Origin of the sequence: Dyadobacter diqingensis (assembly GCF_024220585.1) — a bacterium.
GTDB classification, from domain to species: domain Bacteria; phylum Bacteroidota; class Bacteroidia; order Cytophagales; family Spirosomataceae; genus Dyadobacter; species Dyadobacter diqingensis.
The window spans coordinates 369,446-386,447 of the sequence record NZ_JAMXKF010000004.1; the positions used below are offsets into that span (position 1 = coordinate 369,446).

Annotated in this window: 16 protein-coding genes; 7 read left to right on the top strand and 9 right to left on the bottom strand. The window is 42.6% G+C overall.

All coding sequences use genetic code 11. The annotated features are described in order from the left end of the window. Positions 1-50: 50 nt before the first annotated feature. Complete coding sequence (locus M1L62_RS13830; protein ID WP_254560178.1) at positions 51-497, bottom strand: hypothetical protein; 447 nt, start codon at positions 495-497, stop codon at positions 51-53. A 273-nt stretch (positions 498-770) separates the two neighbouring features. On the opposite strand from M1L62_RS13830, the gene M1L62_RS13835 reads away from it, so the two are divergent. Continuing rightward, positions 771-1,475 (top strand): DUF5683 domain-containing protein, encoded by a 705-nt coding sequence (locus tag M1L62_RS13835; protein ID WP_254560179.1) that lies wholly within the window; start codon positions 771-773, stop codon positions 1,473-1,475. Positions 1,476-1,536: 61 nt separating this feature from the next. On the opposite strand, the gene M1L62_RS13840 is transcribed toward M1L62_RS13835, so the two are convergent. Both M1L62_RS13840 and M1L62_RS13845 read right to left on the bottom strand, forming a co-directional pair. Beyond that, on the bottom strand, positions 1,537-2,514 hold the full coding sequence (locus M1L62_RS13840; protein ID WP_254560180.1) for a T9SS type A sorting domain-containing protein: 978 nt from the start codon (positions 2,512-2,514) through the stop codon (positions 1,537-1,539). Positions 2,515-2,575: 61 nt separating this feature from the next. Continuing rightward, the gene (locus M1L62_RS13845) at positions 2,576-3,817 is read right to left on the bottom strand and encodes a tail fiber domain-containing protein (protein WP_254560181.1); all 1,242 of its coding nucleotides are present in this window, start codon (positions 3,815-3,817) and stop codon (positions 2,576-2,578) included. 919 nt (positions 3,818-4,736) lie between these two features. On the opposite strand from M1L62_RS13845, the gene M1L62_RS13850 reads away from it, so the two are divergent. After that, positions 4,737-6,875, top strand: a complete 2,139-nt coding sequence (locus tag M1L62_RS13850) for a sialate O-acetylesterase (protein ID WP_254560182.1) — start codon at positions 4,737-4,739, stop codon at positions 6,873-6,875. Between the two features lie 161 nt (positions 6,876-7,036). Here M1L62_RS13850 and hmpA read toward each other — a convergent pair whose 3' ends face one another. Both hmpA and M1L62_RS13860 read right to left on the bottom strand, forming a co-directional pair. After that, entirely contained in the window at positions 7,037-8,251 is a 1,215-nt protein-coding gene (gene hmpA / locus M1L62_RS13855; protein WP_254560183.1) for an NO-inducible flavohemoprotein, read from the bottom strand. Between the two features lie 54 nt (positions 8,252-8,305). Next, entirely contained in the window at positions 8,306-8,602 is a 297-nt protein-coding gene (locus M1L62_RS13860; RefSeq protein WP_254560184.1) for a hypothetical protein, read from the bottom strand. A 396-nt stretch (positions 8,603-8,998) separates the two neighbouring features. Here M1L62_RS13860 and M1L62_RS13865 point away from each other — a divergent pair, with 396 nt between their 5' ends. The 4 genes from M1L62_RS13865 to M1L62_RS13880 all read left to right on the top strand — a co-directional run bounded on the left by M1L62_RS13865 (position 8,999) and on the right by M1L62_RS13880 (position 11,141). Further along, positions 8,999-9,571, top strand: a complete 573-nt coding sequence (locus M1L62_RS13865) for a Crp/Fnr family transcriptional regulator (RefSeq protein WP_254560185.1) — start codon at positions 8,999-9,001, stop codon at positions 9,569-9,571. Between the two features lie 162 nt (positions 9,572-9,733). After that, entirely contained in the window at positions 9,734-10,120 is a 387-nt protein-coding gene (locus M1L62_RS13870; RefSeq protein WP_254560186.1) for a group III truncated hemoglobin, read from the top strand. Between the two features lie 94 nt (positions 10,121-10,214). Then, positions 10,215-10,649, top strand: a complete 435-nt coding sequence (locus tag M1L62_RS13875; protein WP_254560187.1) for a carboxymuconolactone decarboxylase family protein — start codon at positions 10,215-10,217, stop codon at positions 10,647-10,649. 24 nt (positions 10,650-10,673) lie between these two features. Then, positions 10,674-11,141: a DoxX family protein gene (locus tag M1L62_RS13880; RefSeq protein WP_254560188.1), complete on the top strand. Its 468-nt coding sequence runs from the start codon at positions 10,674-10,676 to the stop codon at positions 11,139-11,141. 146 nt (positions 11,142-11,287) lie between these two features. On the opposite strand, the gene M1L62_RS13885 is transcribed toward M1L62_RS13880, so the two are convergent. The 3 genes from M1L62_RS13885 to M1L62_RS13900 form a co-directional block, all read right to left on the bottom strand. Continuing rightward, on the bottom strand, positions 11,288-12,259 hold the full coding sequence (locus M1L62_RS13885; protein ID WP_305882365.1) for a quinone oxidoreductase family protein: 972 nt from the start codon (positions 12,257-12,259) through the stop codon (positions 11,288-11,290). Between the two features lie 144 nt (positions 12,260-12,403). Next, positions 12,404-14,116, bottom strand: coding sequence for a tetratricopeptide repeat protein (locus M1L62_RS13895; protein ID WP_254560189.1), 1,713 nt, complete (start codon positions 14,114-14,116; stop codon positions 12,404-12,406). Positions 14,117-14,238: 122 nt separating this feature from the next. Beyond that, positions 14,239-14,871 (bottom strand): LysE family translocator, encoded by a 633-nt coding sequence (locus M1L62_RS13900; protein ID WP_254560190.1) that lies wholly within the window; start codon positions 14,869-14,871, stop codon positions 14,239-14,241. A 252-nt stretch (positions 14,872-15,123) separates the two neighbouring features. On the opposite strand from M1L62_RS13900, the gene M1L62_RS13905 reads away from it, so the two are divergent. Then, positions 15,124-15,828, top strand: a complete 705-nt coding sequence (locus tag M1L62_RS13905) for an START domain-containing protein (RefSeq protein WP_254560191.1) — start codon at positions 15,124-15,126, stop codon at positions 15,826-15,828. A 70-nt stretch (positions 15,829-15,898) separates the two neighbouring features. On the opposite strand, the gene M1L62_RS13910 is transcribed toward M1L62_RS13905, so the two are convergent. Continuing rightward, positions 15,899-16,804 carry a TolB-like translocation protein gene (locus tag M1L62_RS13910; RefSeq protein WP_254560192.1) on the bottom strand — a complete coding sequence of 302 codons (906 nt, stop codon included), beginning with the start codon at positions 16,802-16,804 and terminating at the stop codon, positions 15,899-15,901. Positions 16,805-17,002: the final 198 nt, after the last annotated feature.

The window sequence follows — 17,002 nt, forward strand, 5'->3', positions numbered from 1 at the left end:
GTGTTAACTGCTATTTATTGGTTATTTAGTCTAATATTCTCCGCCCTGCTTTAACGCTTGTAGACGATCGTCATTGATTTCGCCTGGGTGGGATTTGGTGTCTTTGGATTGTCGGTATAATTGAAAAGCCAGATCATCGTGCTGCCTTCAAAACTGACATTGTATATCTGGATAGGAAATTTCTCGTCTCCCGAATTGATTGTGATTTTGTTCCCGCGTTGCCTCCACGTTGTTTTGCCATTCATCGCTTCCAGCATTTTCTTCATGTTGGTACAATCGCCGGCATCAATGGTCACTTGTCCGCCAGGTGCATAGGTATAGGTAATCGTTGCGGCGCAGGGCATGGATTTGAGCTGCGACTGAAACATGTCTGACTTACTTCCGTCATTTTTTGCGAGTATAATGGAAGTTCGTTTCCATGTTCCGGTGATATTTTGAGCAGAAGCGAAGCTGCCCATTAAGAAAAAAATGGCAAAAGACAGCATGAGATTTTTCATAACAATTAGTAAGCTAGCTGATGTTTTGACTGATAGAACCTCATTAAAAATAACATTATTTATCGTTTAATTTTCATCCTGTTTTAACATACTTTTTATTGATATTTTGAGAAAGGAATGTCAGCAGATTCGTCTTCGTTCTGAACGGTATCATATCATAAAGTATGTTAAATGGCCGGGAATCCCCGAATATCACAAAACGGTTTACCTAGATTTGACGTATTAAAACAGAGAGTAGAGCAAGAGAATAATTTTAAATTTTATTTTTCAACGATGATGAAATACCATTTTTGGATCGTTTTGATTTTTGTTTGTTCGCATGCTGCGTTTGGACAAAATGCGGTAAAAATCAGGAGAGAGGAAACCGGAGATATCCTTAAAGCTGAGACGGAAATCGGTTTAAAAACGGAGGCCGACAGTCAGAAAGTATTCAAGAAGAAGTTTATTCCAAATCCGAAACGCGCGGCTCAGTTGGCGGCGATCTTGCCGGGATCGGGACAGATTTACAACCGCGATTACTGGAAAGCGCCTCTCGTTTTTGCGGCTTTGGCGGGAGGAACCTGGACGGCCATTTACTGGCATGTCCGTTACCAGGATTTTGTTCAGGCTTACAAGTCATTTTATGATCTTGTTCCTTCAAGCGAAACCTATGGGCAGTTAAAAGCAAGTCTGGCTACGGATCCATACCTGCCGGTTTTTTATCGTGGTGGTATTTTGAATGGAAAGCGTGATGACGCCAAGCCCATGACAATTGATCAGGTTAAAAAGGCAAAAGATACCTATCGCCGGTATTTTCAAACGGCGGTCGTAGTGACGGTTGCTCTTTACGCCGTTTCAATTATTGAGGCGAACGTCGCTGCACATATGAAAACTTTTGACTTGTCAGATGATCTCACACTGCGTGTTGAACCCAGGATTAGTCAGCCGATGGTCAGTCAGCCTGTGCCTGGTGTCCGGCTGGTTTTTACATTAAAATAAATCGGACATTCGTCGCGTATAAATTCGTAACGAATGTCCTCCTTTATTATCAAGGCAAATGTTATTGTTTTACAAATTTAAGAGAGGTTTTAGCGCCATCCTCGTAATTAATAATCAGGGCATAATAGCCCGGTTTCAAGCGAGTCACAACAATCCCAGTTTCATATAAATACTTATCCCGACTGAGTGTTTTTCCGGTCAAATCATAAATTTCCAGTGAGCTGATCTTTGCCGATACGTTGGTTTTAAGATATAACCTGTCACTTACCGGATTGGGATAAATGGTAATTTCGTCGGAATTTTTGAAATCCACATTTTTAATACTGCTGAAAGCATAGCTGTCATCTTTGTCAGTCATTTTTAACCGGTAGTAATTAATCCCATTGCTGACGTCGCCGTGAACGAAGCGATATGAATTGTATTGACTGCTTTCTCCCACTGCTTCAATCCGGCCGATATTTTTCCAGGTTTTTGCATCGGCGCTATGTTCAATTTCAAAATAAGCCGCATTGGTTTCAAAGGCCGTGGCCCATCGCAGGACACTTGTTTGTGATTCAGATTTTGCAGTAAACTCGATCAGTTTAACCGGCAGCGCATTTGCGGGTTCAACAGCAGTGATCAGCTTTAACTTGGAATCGGTAAATGTACTGTAAATCTGATTGTTGAAAAGTGTGCCGGGTGAGAGTATATATCCGAGTACACCGTTGGTGTAATGCGCGATTTGAAGTTTATTTTTATCATTACCGTTTAGTTCTGCCGGAACAAAATTGATCTGAGCTTTACCGTTGTAATTTACCTCGTTGATAAACCGAAAAACATAATTGATGCTGTTTTTTGAATTGATACTAACGGGAATATTGCTCTTGTAAAGCACAGTGACTTTGGGCGAAAAGTCGGCCGAAGGTGTAAGCACCAGATCTTCAAAAGTAAAAACGGTACCCGCTTTCACGGTCATTCCCTCATTGCCAATGTTCACGCCCACCTGAGCGTAGGAACCGCTGATCGTGAGACAGCATAGTAAAATAAGTATGGGTTTCATTGGATTTTAAATAGAGTTGGAGATGCCAGCCGTCGCCAACCGGCACCTGATTGAGATGGCATTAAGGCAAAAATGTCAGAGCAGGTTGAGCAGAACGTTCAGTTAACATTGCCTCAATTTTCTCTAAACGGGCATTGGAAACTGATTCTTTTTGTTTTGAAGCAGCCAGTTCTGCTTTGAGCAGATTTACCTCCTGAATTAAAGCCTGAATCGCAATCAGATTGACGCCATCGAAATCGGCCTGATTAATGCTTTTAGGTTCTCCGATTGTTCCCAGTGAATCGGTGCCGAAAGCTGCAAAGAAATCCTGAGCCATAGGTCCGTAGTGACGGAAAGTTGTAACGTCCTGTCCTTTGTAATTCCAGCTTCCCAGTTTCATTTTACTGATCTTGGCAAGAAAATCAGCGCCATCTGCCTTTCTGAAATTCTCTTTGCGGGTTGAGTCTGAAAGCACAGTCCAGGCATTGCCGCCGTGAGCAAGCGCTACGCCAATCGTCGCCTGATAATTGGTGAACAACTTGTAGCCACTGTTAAAACGCATAACCATTTGATTATCCAGGTCCGGTTTCAGGAACTCACCATTGGTTACCTGCGTAGCGTCACCGAAAGCAAAACTGCCTTTTTTCAGCATGGTGTGACAATTTGATCCCAACGTCACAGAATAATCACCGCTTGACCAGCTGTTGAAACCAATGGCGGTTGTATATTTTCCGGTGGTCGTGGTGGTATGACCCATTGCGGTGGAGTAGTCTCCCGAAGCATCTGAGCCATAACCCAGTGCAACGGAGTAGTCGCCGATGGCGGAATTGGTATTACCCAGTGCTACGGAATAGTTACCCCCGGCAAAACTTTGTTTGCCCATGGCAATCGCACTTTCTCCGGACGCAATATTGGTGTTCCCAATGGCAACGGCACCTTTACCGGAAGCCTTACTTACTTCACCCATTGCGATGGAAAACATATTGGTTGCCTGTGCATCTTTCCCGAACGCGAAGGAAAGTTCGCCAACATTGATAGGGTGCCACTGACTGCTGGTGACCAGTCCTGCGCGGAATGCCGTTTTGTTTCCAAACCATACAAGTTTTTTCCCGCTGCCGGTCAGGTCGTAACCGAACAGTACATCTTTATCTTCAACAACATGGAAAAATGCCTGCGGGGTGGACGTCCCTATACCTACTTGCGCCATGGTACTTTTTGAAAACAGGATAATTAAAAGGGATAAAAGAAGTGCCGGATTTTTGCGTGTGTGAAAACCAGCGGATTTTAAAAGAGAAAATGAGTGACAGTAAAGAAGATTTTTCATGACAAATTTTGAATATAAAAGAATGATTAAAGCCTCGTTTGGACACGAAAGTATTTTCGTTGGAAGGCGTTGCAAACTTAGGTCAGTTCACAGCGAGGCTCCAATTTTTGGAAGTATACAAGAAGTAAACGACCGGATATTTAAGGTATACAAAAGGTGGACGAGGCCAGTTTAAGCCTGAAAAAGTGCTGTTTTCTATTTCTTTTTGGAGGATTAGCAGAAAATCGCAGGTGTCCGGGGGGGCCTTTTGATCAAAATACTATTTGACACGATATCACAGGATCATTGACGGTTCCGGGTTGTTCTGTACGGGGAAATGAGCAGGGTATTAAATCAGAGACTGCGATAAAATGATTGAAAATTTATATCATCAGCATGGAAGAAATGAATTATTTCATTTGGAATAATATAGAAATAATTCATTTCTTTACTTGATATTCAGAAACCAAATAATCAAAAAGTAACTACACTTTAATTGTGTAATATATTGTTGATTAGATAGTTATTTGATTAAATGATTAGTAGAAAGAATTCCTGTTTTTGGAAAATGCTTTTTTAGATCACGGAAAGATTATCTTTGTGAACATAATCGATATTGACCTGCAAAACTTTGGTTTTTAGTATTTCAATATTTTTTTTCAGACAGTGCAACGCCTTTTGGAGTTTTTGTGTCTAAAAGTATAGTTAAGTAACGTTATCACATTTCACCAGTTTATGAACGTATTTTTAAAGTTAGGTTTTGCCCGTTTTCATCACGTAATGTGTTAGCAAGTGTTCCAGGATTTACCCTTAACGGAAATATCCGCCAAAAGTCAACTTATTAAATAATCCTCCTGATTAATAGCAAAAGCATATCGTGGTTAAGCGTATTTTTTCTTTTCGAATTTTATTGAGTTTAATAGGGATTTTAACAATTCCGATGGTTGTAAAAGGCCAGATTGATGTTACCACGCCGCTGGAACGGTCTGTTTATCAACGTGAAATAAATGGATCGGCTGACGTGATTATCAGTGGTAACTACGCAATCCCGGTGGATAAAATTGAGGTACGGGCAACTCCTGTTGCTGATGGGCAAGGGAAACCCATCAATTGGACCACCTTGCAGGATAAACCGACCGGTGGGATATTCAGCGGGAAACTGGCCATATCCGGAGGCTGGTATAAAGTGGAAGTCCGCGGCTTGAAAGGAGGCATCGCAATCGGAAATATCGATGTAATTTCACGTGTTGGTGTTGGTGAGGTTTTTATCATTTCGGGACAGTCTAACGCCCAGGGAATGGACGAATCCAATCCGTCGGCACCTTTACCACCGCCTGCGAAGGACGACCGGGTAAACTATGTGATATTTGATAACGATGCCCAGAACAGGTGGACGGATGCACCCGTTGCAAATATTCAGTCTTTGCAGCTTCAGACAGCCTGGAATGGAGGCGGCCAGAACCCCAATATTATGGGGCCAAGAGGCCATACTTCATGGTGCTGGGGTATTTTGGGGGATCTTTTGGCGCAACGTCTTAATGTTCCCATTTTGTTTGTGAATACAGGCTGGTCGGGGACTTCGATACAAAACTGGCGCGAAAGCAGTCAGGATATTATCACCACCAATGCTTATGCGGCTGCCGTTAAATTGCCGGCGAAAATGCCTTATGGAAATCTCAGGCTGGCGATGCAGTATTATGCAAAACCTTTTGGTGCGAGGGCGATTCTCTGGATGCAGGGTGAAACCGATAATTTACCACGCAGGACAAACGCAGACACTTACAAAAACGATCTTAAATCCGTTATTGCCAAGCTTTCATCGGATGTCAATCATCAGATAACCTGGGTTATTGCGCGTACATCAAAAGTGTCTATTCCTGATGATCCTAAATTTACCTCGGTTACAAGCTCCGATATTATCGCCGGGCAAAATGCCGTTTTAAGTGACCTGCCAAACATTACATATCCCGGACCGGAAACGGATAATCTTCCGGCCAACCGTAGTGATGGAACACACTTTTTTGGTGAAGCTGCATTGAAAGTTTTGGCAAATGCCTGGAACGAAACACTAAATACGAATTTCTTCGCCACGGTTAATCCCGTTTCTGTTTCACAGGAACCCAAAATTACCAGTGTTTGTGCCGACAATAACAACTCTGTAAACCTCTCTTTGCCGGATGGTTACCTCAATTACAAGTGGGCGATAGAGGTAAATGGGAGATACAGCGAAAATTTCGGAAGGTTTATCAATGTTACGGAGCCTGGCAAATATACGGGTACAGTGAAAGATGCGTTTGGAAATGCCCTGGTTACGCAAACGATGATTATTAACACAAGTATCAGGCCGGTTACGCCGACAATTCGTGAAATTGGTTCACAACAGGCCTGTGCAGATTCTTCGTTTACTTTTTCAATCAATCAGGGGAATGACCTTTACAACTGGTATAGGCAAGGGAAAAGTGAAGCACTGGCAACAAACACATCGCTGACGGTTTCAGACGGAGGGAATTATTTTGTAAGAAGCGAAAGTGTATTTGGATGTTTGTCCAATACTTCCGACGTGTCTTCGCTGACCGTTCGCCCGAAAGTTCCTACGCCGATTATTGAAAGAACGGGACCATTTACTGCGCTGGCAACGATCAATCAAACAGATTTGAAAGAAAAATATGACTGGAAAGTCGGCGGTGAGATCGTTACCAGTTCAACGACTAATATTATCAAAACTGCTCAAACAGGAACTTACTCCGCAAGGGCAGGCGTAACTTATATACTGGGGAATAATCTGTTGACCTGTTATTCAACTTTCTCAAATGACCTTCAGGTGATCACAGAAGGTGTTTCTGATGTGGTGGTATTTCCTAATCCAGGCACCCGTGATAACGTATATGTGGAATCACTGGATGATATAACAGACGCAGAAATCATTGTGTATGATTTGTACGGCAGGATAATGACTACGCAAAAGCAGGATATGAAAAGTCGCGTCAAGATTTTGATAAAGAATTTACAGCCAGGAAAATATGTTGTACGAATCAAAGGTGCCGGTATTGATGTGGCAAGACAACTGGTAGTTAACTAGTATTTCTCAAATAAGCAGGTGAGCGTTACCTGTTGATGATCTTTAAATGTAAAAAACGGCTATATTTCTGAATGCCAGAAATATAGCCGTTTTTTATTTTCAGAGGGTAAGTTGTGTATTTAATGGAAACCTACCGCTTTTTAGAGCGGGAGGTTTCCACCCTAATTCAGATTGAGCGTTTGCGGACCAAACTCTTCAAAATGGATGAAGTCTTTGCTAATTCCCTTGTTAACCAGTTCTTTATAATGTTTGCTGATAAAAGGGGCGGGGCCACAGATGTAATATTCTGTATTCGGCGCGATCAGCTCATTTCCCAGCACATTTAAATCTACCCAGCCCTCATACAAATCCTCGTTGGTCGTTTCATCACCAATTTCATTGTAGAATATGTGCTTGTTGATGGCTTTTTTCTCACCTGCCCAATATTCAATAACATCTTTAAAGGCATGAACATTTTTGTCGCGACACCCGTGAATCCATGTTTTTGGTTTTTTACTGCCACTTCTGATCAGTTCCTCGAGCATACTGATCAGCGGTGTTTGCCCCACACCACCACTGATGAAGACAACCGGATGATCATTTTCAGTTTTTAACGTAAAGCTTCCGGTCGGCGCTGAAACATCGATTAGGTCTCCCTGATTCACAAAATCATGCAGCCGGTTGCTGATCATTCCGTCCGGATTCAGATTTCCGGAAGTTTCTTTTTTGACGGAAATCCGGTAATACAATCCATTTGGCGCGCTGGAAATGCTATACTGACGTGGTTGCAGGAGATTAAGTTCTGGTAGAAAAAGACGTACGCTGATGAATTGACCGGGCAGAAAACTGGCTACCGGACCTCCGTCAGAAGGGTATAGGTGGAACGAAGTGATCTCGGTGGATTCGGCAATTTTCTCCTTCACAATAAACGGGCGCCATCCGGTCCATCCGCCTTTCTTTTGCACTTGTTTGTTGTAAAGATGTGTTTCATGCCCCGACATGATCTGCGCCAGCTGGGTATAGGCAACTCCCCAGGCATCGATAATTTCCGGTGTGGCGGCTGCTCCAAGCACCTCCGAAATTGACGCTAAAAGATGCTCGCCAACGATGATGTAATGCTCCGGTCGTATATCTAGACTCACATGTTTCTGCCCGATGCCATCCACCACAGGCATTAGCACCGCTGGATTTTCGATATTCTCAGCATATGCCAATACTGCCATCGCCAGTGCTGTTTGCTGTCGGCCGTTCTGCTGGTTGCCCATGTTGAAAACGTTTTTCAGTTCCGGATTATGGGCAAACATCCGTTTGTAAAAGTGCGTGGTCAACAATACTCCGTTTTCTTTCAAAACCGGTACCGTGGCTTTGATAAGGTCTTTTTGATCTTGCGTTATCATTCTTAATTCTGTTTTGATGTTAATTATTTGATTTTGCGGAGGTGATCTGATCTCTTAACCCATGATCAGAAAGCACAAACTATCTTCACTGGCTTCCAGCGAATGGAGAATATTCACCGGGATTTCAATGTCCTCATGCTTATAAACGACCGTTAACTTTTCATTTTCTTTATAAATCACCGAACCTTCATTTACTAAAAGTCGGGTAGGGACAACTGTTTTATGTTCTTTCAGGATCATTCCCTTTTTCATTCCGATCACGATGGTCTTGAAATGTTCATTTGAGCGGATAATTTTAAGCACCGGGTGATTGGCTGTTTCTAATTGCGATAACACCTCTTTGATAACCATAATTAGTTTTATTAAAATATATAAATACCTTTTTATCTTTTTAATGTATAAACAAAAAGAATTCATTGGGTAAACCGGCATTACTTTCAAAAAGCAGAAACGTATTGAAGTCTTTTTATGCTGTAAATCCGTTTTTTGAAAAATAACTTAACCGGGTGACGGAACAAAGGTAGTGGTAAAATTGAATAATAAAAGATGTATTTGTCTTTTATTATTCAATTTTTTGAAAGACAGATATAATTTCTTAACAGCAAGGTAGTTATAACGATCAATAAAATTTTTTTCGCCAATCAAATGTTTGGTATATGCCGGGCCGACAGAAAATAAGTCTTTTGACAGATGTTATTTATACTTGAAAAACCCGTTATTTGATTTTCAGAAAGCCAGCAAAACATAATGTTCAAAAATTTAACAGACCACATCGCCAGGTTCGTTAGTCTAAGCGAAGACGAGCAGGAAATATTCGTTTCATATCTGAAATACAAGCATTTAAAAAAGAACGGGTTTTTACTGGAAGAGGGGCAGGTTTGTCATGGTAATTATTTCATTTTAAAGGGGTGCCTGAGGCTGTATTTTGTGAAGGATAATGGGAATAAACAAATTATTCAGTTTGCCATTGAAAACTGGTGGATGACTGATTATACAAGCTTTGAACAGAAAATTCCTTCCGGCTTTTTTATCCAGGCGATTGAAGAAACCGAGGTGGCTTACATTGAAAGCAGCTCGCAGTACGACCTTTTTGACGGGGTACCCAAAATTGAAAGGTATTTCAGATTGATCTTACAAAAATATCATTCCGCCTCATTGATGCGGCTCCAATACATTTATGACCTGACTCCCGAAGATCGTTATCGTCATTTTTACGGTTTGTTTCCCCAATTTGTTCAGCGAATCCCGCAATATATGCTGGCGTCCTATCTTGGGTTTACGCCGGAGTTTTTAAGCAAAATCCGCGCAAAAATGATTTAATGAGATATCCTGGAAGATGTATATTTTGTGTGTCCCGTGAAATAAAAGACTAAAAACTCTTTTATTGTTATTGTCTTCACTATATTTGCCGATAATCATCGGGGGGATATTTGAAACGGGAGAGGACCATCAGGTGTTTAGGGGATATTATTTGGCAATTCAATGGAAGTTACACGGGAAATATTGGATCTTGAAGACGTGAAGCTGCTGGTCGATAGCTTTTACGATAAGGTACGGGAGGACGATAAACTGGCTCCGGTTTTTGAGGAGCGGATTCAGGGAAACTGGCGCCCGCATCTGCAAAAGATGTACAAATTCTGGCAGACCGTTTTGCTGGGCGAACACACTTATTTCGGGAGTCCGTTCCCGCATCATGCCATGCTGCCCGTGGACCATTCACATTTTGCTACCTGGCTTGAACTGTTCAATCAAACCATTGAGGAGCTGTTTTCGGGAGAGAAGGCGGAAGAGGCGAGATGGAGGGCTCTGAAAATGGCGGAGTTGTTTGAGCATAAAATTACATATCTGAGAGGTACGAAAGAAACATAAAATATTATCTGTTTGGATGTATTTCTTAATCCTGATTAAGTTTTTTTGGCAAATCAACTCCGAAATTTGTCCTATTATAAACTTAAACAAAGACATGGAAAAGAGAATTAACATCGCAGAAGTAGAACCCACAGGATACAAAGCCATTCAGGCACTGGAAAAGTACATTCAAAGTACGCCGCTGACCGCCAAACATAGAGAACTGATCAAAATCCGCGCATCACAAATTAATGGCTGTGCTTACTGTATCGATATGCATACCCGTGATGCACGGAAAGCCGGTGAAACCGAACAGCGCATATACGCACTGAATGCATGGAGAGATACGCCATTTTTTACGCCGGAGGAGCGTGTAATACTGGCATTAACTGAGGAGGTGACCCTGATCAATAACCACGTTTCTGATAAAACCTATGCTGAGGCAGCTGCCTTGCTGGACGAAAATTACCTGGCGCAGGTTATTCTGTCGATCATCACGATCAACGCCTGGAACCGTATTGGCATTGCAACGGGCATGATGCCAGCTTAAAACATATTTTAAACTGATCACTAAATGACAAAATATCAGCATATCGCCGCGCTTTTGCTGCGCCTGGCAACGGCCGCAAATTTTTTATCCGCAGTGGCAGACCGTTTCGGGTTCTGGGGAAAGCCGGGTGACCCGGGTGTCAGCTGGGGTAACTGGGAGAATTTTGTGTTGTATAACCAGCAGGTCAATTCCTTTTTACCGCCTTCGTTTGCGCTATTTTTAGGAACAACGGCGACGGTACTCGAAATTATTTTGCCTGTGATGCTGATTCTTGGATGGAAAATAAGACTGGCAGCATTGGGTTCTGCGGCCCTGACGCTTGGTTTTGCGCTCGCTATGACTTATTCGTTTGGCATTAAAGCACCGCTAAATTATGCTGTTTTTGTAGATTTCACTTCCGCATTTCTCCTGGCTACCATCGGGTATCACAGATGGAGCATTGACGCACTTTCCGCAGGAAATACGAGCTCAAAGGAAAAGATATTTGTCTGAATTAAAAAGCGGACGAAATATCAGCTTTGAGTTGAGAACAAGTGTGTTACGCTTTATTCTATAAATTTTAAAGCTGCCATTTATGCGTCCTTCAGAAGGGGCATAAATGGCAGCTTTTTAGTGAAGTTCTAAATTTCGTAAACGAGTTAAATGGTAATCACCAGTCTTTTACCGGAGGGGACATCCATATTCCAAACGGTTTCTACGTCTTGTAGTGGTGCTGAAACTGTTTCAATTTTTAATTTTCCGTCGACGGCGAGCTGGAACATTTCTGGCAGTATTTCGCTGAAAAGTTTACCCATAACTGCCTTGGGCAGACTTCCGATGCCGGATCCTGAGATCTGGATGTTAGAGCTTCTTAAAATCCCGGATGATAACTGGATTTTTTCACCGGCCATACTTCCAACGGTCACAAAGCGTACCTGATGCGTTAACTCGCCTTTGCCTTGCAGTGCCGTGAGAACAAGCTCTGCCGGATGTCCCCAGAGGTAGTCTATTACGATGTCGATAGGGGAAGTACTGTGAATTGCTCTGATATCTTTCAAAATCTGTTCGTCATCTTGTTTTAATGAAATGACCTCATCGGCGCCAAATTCGATTAGCTTGTTTAGCATTTCGCTGTTTCGGCCAGTGACAATAACTTTTGACGCTCCGTAATATTTGGCGATTTGCACCGCGACAATCCCCGTCACACCTGTTGCACCGTTGATAAGAACTGTTTCGCCCGGTTGCAGATTTGCCCGGAACAAAATTGCCGGAGCCGATCCCCAGACTGCATTAGGGAGCGCCGCCGCTGTGAGGTCATTAAGCTGGTCTGGTATTCTGACAAATTTATCTTTGTCAATCAGCGCTTTTTCGGCAATCATGCCCTGACGTCCTACTGCATAAACCCGGGTGCCGTCGTCCAGCATTCCAACGGCTTCCATTCCTATGAGTTGAGGCTCTGTAAGTTTTTCTGAACTTGAATAATGTTTGCCGCTTGCGATACCTTTATCGATATTTTTTACTGCCGCTGCTTTGACGTTGAGGATTAACTGATTATCATTTTTGATTTCCGGTTCCGGATATTCTCCGAATTTTGGCGCTTTACCGAGCGCATACAATATGGCTGCTTTCATTTTACTTCGTCGTTTTTGTGATGTACAAAAGTAGTTCTGTACATCACCGGCGGACGATAACAAATGTTACAAAATACAAGGCAATCGTTTTAACAAACCGTCAGATCAGTCTTACTCCAATTTAGTTGGAAGATCAAAACAGCCTTAACGGAGAAAAACAGATCCCGTCGGAATTTCTTCTGCTTTGGAAAAGGCGATTTTGTATTTTGACGTATAGTCAGCTACTTGTTGAGCGTTGTTGCGTTTTTTTGCAATTTGACGTAACCCCACATAAGACCAGCCGTTGCCTGGATTCCAGATAAGATCATCCTGATAAACTTTCTCTGCAAGGGCCGGTTTTCCCATTTTTAAATAATAAGCGCCCAGGAACTGACGTGCCGGAATGGGCCAGTCATTTGGCTCTGTGTAGATCAGGCCGTCTTCAATTTTAATTGCTTCATTCAGGCTGGCGATAGCTTTTTTATATTTTTTTTCGGAGAACAATATCGAACCGTTCAGAATTTTTTCAGCGATCCGGGCGATGGGCAGGGGCGCGTTGAAAGGAATTCTCCGCTTTTCTAAAATTGGATCTTTGATGTTTTTTTGAATGGAAGCAAGGTGCGTTTTTGCCACTTTTATTTGTCCGGTTTGCACATAAGCCATGCCTTTCGCAAAATCATGAAGCAGCTGTGCATACGTCCATTTGGCGTTTGGCTGGTTTTCATCTTTCAAAATTTCGTCCCACTTTCCAAGCCGAACCAGCGTTAAGGAAGGCAGCATGTAGAGATACTGGTCATAAGTGGTCTCATAGGTCGGCGATACGCTTTTTCTGCACCGGATCGCATCTCTAAGCCCCGTTTCATACATTCCGCCGCTCATGGCGCAATAGGTTTGTACGGCGAAGTAATGCGGACTGTGTTTGGCAAGGTTAAGATTTTTTGCCAGAGAGTCGTAATGAAGCAGATTTTGATCGGCCAGATCGTTGACCATCACACCTTTTTCGAATAGTCCGTTGCGCTCATATTCGTGGCTCGACATATGCACCATGTGCGCAACGCCCGGGAAAAGATCTTTTAACTTATCTGCATTGGGTAATGCAACTTCCGGATGACGAGAGGCCTCTGTAAGATGAATGTGGTAGTGTAACGCCGCTGGATGATCCGGATTTTTCTTTAATATCTCTTCACATAAATGCACGAGCTCATTGGTCCAGGCTTTTGGTGTTCCATCATTATTCCAGAAATCCCAGGCATGAATGACCATGACCGCATCGACATATAACGCCTTAATATCAAGATCTTCGGGGTACGCCAGAATCAGTTCCCGCGTTGAGGCGGCATAAGTCTGGTTCAGCGCTTTTCTGTTTGCGTCGGCAGCATCTTCGGAATAACGGTAATTCATCACATTGATCAGACTTTTTTCCCGATCTGACACGCCCGCTTTCTCATTCATATTTTTCAATACGTCATGTATTTCGGCCGGCATTTTATAGGAATGCGCCGCGTTGTAGTACGGCCCCATGGCCAACGCCTGTCCCCAATACGTCATGGCAGATCCCGGATCAAAACGCGATGCTTCCTTGAACGAAGCAAGCGATTCTTTCATATGGTAGCTGTAATACATGTTGAGCCCCTGGTTGAAATAAAACTGGGCGCTGTCGTTGGCTGTGGATATTTTGTAGGCATGCGTGCCCCAACCCGGAAGCGGTGAAATGAATTTACCCGAAGCAGATGGTCTGATATTTCCTCCTGCAAAAGGCGCACAAACTGTAATATTATCGATACTGCCGGTTGATTCCTTGTCTTTTTGTAAGAAACCAAACATGAAAATTCCCGTAAAAAACAATGGGAATAAAATAATCAGCAGAACATTTTTCATTGTTATACACTCGGTTTAGGTAGAATATGACGTCGGTTTGCAGGATTGGCTAATCGACAGATTTTACATGCAATTTAAAAATTTTACATGGAATCTAACCCGGTATATGAATAGGACTGCTTTTATTTTCCTTTGTCCATGGCCATTTTTAAGGCGAGACCAGCCAAAATTCCGGACATAAATCTTTTTTGAATGGTAATGTAAGAAGGACGTTTTTGAAACCAGGTCGCCATTCTTGCAGCAAATATCAGGATGATAAAATTGACAAACCCGCTGATCATTAGCTGTGTAAAACCCAGCTGCATATTCTGCATCACCAGCGAGCCGTATTTCGGACTGGTAAACTGCGGAAAAAACGACATGTAGAATATGGCTACTTTGGGATTAAAAACGTTCGTCAGAAAACCCCTTTGAATTAGTTTCAGGGGCGCATCCTGTGACAATTTTTTCGGTTCAAAAAGAGAGCCACTATCGGGTTTTATGCCCTGCCAGGCCAGATAAAGCAGGTAAGCAACACCCAGCCATTTAATCACTTGATAGGCCATCGGTATAGCCATAAAAACAGCGGTCAGTCCAAAAGATACAAGAATGATGTGAACCAGAAATCCTGCCAAAATACCGGTCAGTGATAACATGCCCGCCTTTTTCCCCTGCGTGAGAGACCGTGAAATGAGGTATAACATATTCGGGCCTGGCGTGAGTACCAGTCCGAGGGCGGCGAGAGAAAACAGCAGAAGGTCATTGTAAGGGAGCATGGCGAAGAATGGAAAGGTTTGAGATTAAGTAACCTGTCAAATCTCATGTTTTAACATCAAAGGAAAATCCTCCAATTTGGATAAATCCGGTAGTCCAGTGTCATTTCAATTCCCATCAAGGAAACCGCACTTGACATACCATTTGCAGCAATTCAGATAATTCCGTGTTGACCGTGAGATTGTTATCGCTGACTTTTGTGCCAATAAAAACAATAGCCATGAAAAAATATAAAACAGTAGTTAACAAAGAGTATGTTTCTCTGGTTTGCCGCCCGGATGGAGAAACAGTCGTATTGCCCAACTAAAATCCTGATTTTTAGGGTAATCCTTTTTTTGCTTTTCTTTTTCCAGTTTGGTTTGGTATCCGGCCAGCCGAACTGGAAGCTCGTGGCCCATGAAGACGGCATCCAGGTGTTTAGTAAAACCGTGATGGATTCGAGGATAAAAGCGTTGAAAACAACATGTGAAATTAAAGCTAATCTGGCCCAGCTAGTGGCGTTGCTGCTGGATGTGGAAGCCGCCAGGCAGTGGATATGCCATACGAAATCATGTTCACTTTTGAAGAAAGTGTCAGCCTCCGAACTATATTATTACACCGAGGTCGCTTTGCCCTGGCCGCTGAGTAACCGTGACTTTGTTACACATATGAAAATTTTTCAGGATCCGGTCACCAAAATTGTCACGATCAATACGCCGGCTGTTCCCGGTGTGGTGGCTGAAAGGGCGGGAATTGTCAGGGTAAATCATTCAGTGGGGACCTGGGTCTTAACACCTTTGGGAAAAGAGTGCGTTAAGATAGAATATACTTTGCAGGTCGATCCGGGCGGGATTATTCCTGCCTATATCGTCAATGCTTTTGCCGTTAATGCTCCTGTTTTAACGATCAAAAAGATGAGGGGAATTTTGCCAAAGTATAAAAATGCCGTGCACACCTTATTTCTGATTTCAGAACCCTGATGTTGGATGGCCTGCTGTTTGAAAGTCAATTTGATGTCAAACGAAAAGGGATGTTTATTACTGCTGCGAATCATTTCAAGGTTTTAATAACATCAGCGCTTATCCAAAAGATATCGCCATCACGGCTAAAAAACAGATATTTGCCATCAGAAGAAACAAATGGGCAAAATTCATAACCATCAGTGTTCACAAGATTACCCATATTTTTCGCTTTTTGCCATTTACCCTGCTCATCTTTAAAGCTGATGAATAAATCGCCTTTTCCGAAACCGTCCGGCCTTTCTCCACAAAAAATAATGTATTGGTCGTTTGGCGAAATAAATACGTCAGCCTCATAAAATTCCGAATTTACCGCCCTGGTTAATTTTTCAGAAGGTTGAAATTTTCCATTGGAGAATTTTGAAGAGAAAATGTCGAAATTTTTGTCATTAGCCTGATTCGTCAGCCCATTGGATGAAAAATACATCGTTCCATTGGACGTGAACGACATGTAATATTCATTTTTTGAGGTGTTAATCGATGTGCCGGCGTTTATCGGTTTTGACCAGCCGCCTTTTTCTCTTTGCAAATACCATATATCGAAATCTTTTACTGGGCCCTGTCCATCCGCCGCCTGATCCGAAATGAAGAACAGTTTGCTTTGGTCGGGCGAAAGAAACGGGTCATTGTATTCATATTTATCGCTGGCGATCACAGCTGTCGGCTTAGTCCAGCCGTCTTTCAGCAATTGAATCAGGTGAATCTGAGGTTTTTTATTGACGATCGCAGCATAGTAAAAGTCCTTCCCATCCGAAGAAAACACCGAACCGTATTCATAGCGATCCTTTAATGAAACAATCTCCGGCGCGAAAATTTGTGCCTGTAATCCTGGGGGCCTTTGATTGAGATATGGGTTGTTGGAAATTAATTTCTGCGCATTGACCGGAAGCCATTGAAAAGATAAAAACAGACCGGTAAGTAGTATAAATTTCTTCATCAGATTTGGGTTGTAAGTATGACTATTGATGATGGATCTAAATCAGGATTAGCAAATGTTTTGCCAAAGCCCAAAACCAGCTCTGCGAATCGGGGAGAGCTTTTTCAGGAAAAGTTCAGCGTTCACAACCGCACGCAATGGTGCGTTGTCGCAACATATCATTTCATTTACAGGATAACTTACTTCCGGTTTTTACGC

What these genes read in the sequence shown, in the direction of transcription:
- M1L62_RS13830 (WP_254560178.1), bottom strand. Translation starts at nt 497, where the DNA reads ATGAAAAATCTCATGCTGTCTTTTGCCATTTTTTTCTTAATGGGCAGC.
- M1L62_RS13835 (WP_254560179.1), top strand. Translation starts at nt 771, where the DNA reads ATGATGAAATACCATTTTTGGATCGTTTTGATTTTTGTTTGTTCGCAT.
- M1L62_RS13840 (WP_254560180.1), bottom strand. Translation starts at nt 2,514, where the DNA reads ATGAAACCCATACTTATTTTACTATGCTGTCTCACGATCAGCGGTTCC.
- M1L62_RS13845 (WP_254560181.1), bottom strand. Translation starts at nt 3,817, where the DNA reads ATGAAAAATCTTCTTTACTGTCACTCATTTTCTCTTTTAAAATCCGCT.
- M1L62_RS13850 (WP_254560182.1), top strand. Translation starts at nt 4,737, where the DNA reads ATGGTTGTAAAAGGCCAGATTGATGTTACCACGCCGCTGGAACGGTCT.
- hmpA (WP_254560183.1), bottom strand. Translation starts at nt 8,251, where the DNA reads ATGATAACGCAAGATCAAAAAGACCTTATCAAAGCCACGGTACCGGTT.
- M1L62_RS13860 (WP_254560184.1), bottom strand. Translation starts at nt 8,602, where the DNA reads ATGGTTATCAAAGAGGTGTTATCGCAATTAGAAACAGCCAATCACCCG.
- M1L62_RS13865 (WP_254560185.1), top strand. Translation starts at nt 8,999, where the DNA reads ATGTTCAAAAATTTAACAGACCACATCGCCAGGTTCGTTAGTCTAAGC.
- M1L62_RS13870 (WP_254560186.1), top strand. Translation starts at nt 9,734, where the DNA reads ATGGAAGTTACACGGGAAATATTGGATCTTGAAGACGTGAAGCTGCTG.
- M1L62_RS13875 (WP_254560187.1), top strand. Translation starts at nt 10,215, where the DNA reads ATGGAAAAGAGAATTAACATCGCAGAAGTAGAACCCACAGGATACAAA.
- M1L62_RS13880 (WP_254560188.1), top strand. Translation starts at nt 10,674, where the DNA reads ATGACAAAATATCAGCATATCGCCGCGCTTTTGCTGCGCCTGGCAACG.
- M1L62_RS13885 (WP_305882365.1), bottom strand. Translation starts at nt 12,259, where the DNA reads ATGAAAGCAGCCATATTGTATGCGCTCGGTAAAGCGCCAAAATTCGGA.
- M1L62_RS13895 (WP_254560189.1), bottom strand. Translation starts at nt 14,116, where the DNA reads ATGAAAAATGTTCTGCTGATTATTTTATTCCCATTGTTTTTTACGGGA.
- M1L62_RS13900 (WP_254560190.1), bottom strand. Translation starts at nt 14,871, where the DNA reads ATGCTCCCTTACAATGACCTTCTGCTGTTTTCTCTCGCCGCCCTCGGA.
- M1L62_RS13905 (WP_254560191.1), top strand. Translation starts at nt 15,124, where the DNA reads ATGTTTCTCTGGTTTGCCGCCCGGATGGAGAAACAGTCGTATTGCCCA.
- M1L62_RS13910 (WP_254560192.1), bottom strand. Translation starts at nt 16,804, where the DNA reads ATGAAGAAATTTATACTACTTACCGGTCTGTTTTTATCTTTTCAATGG.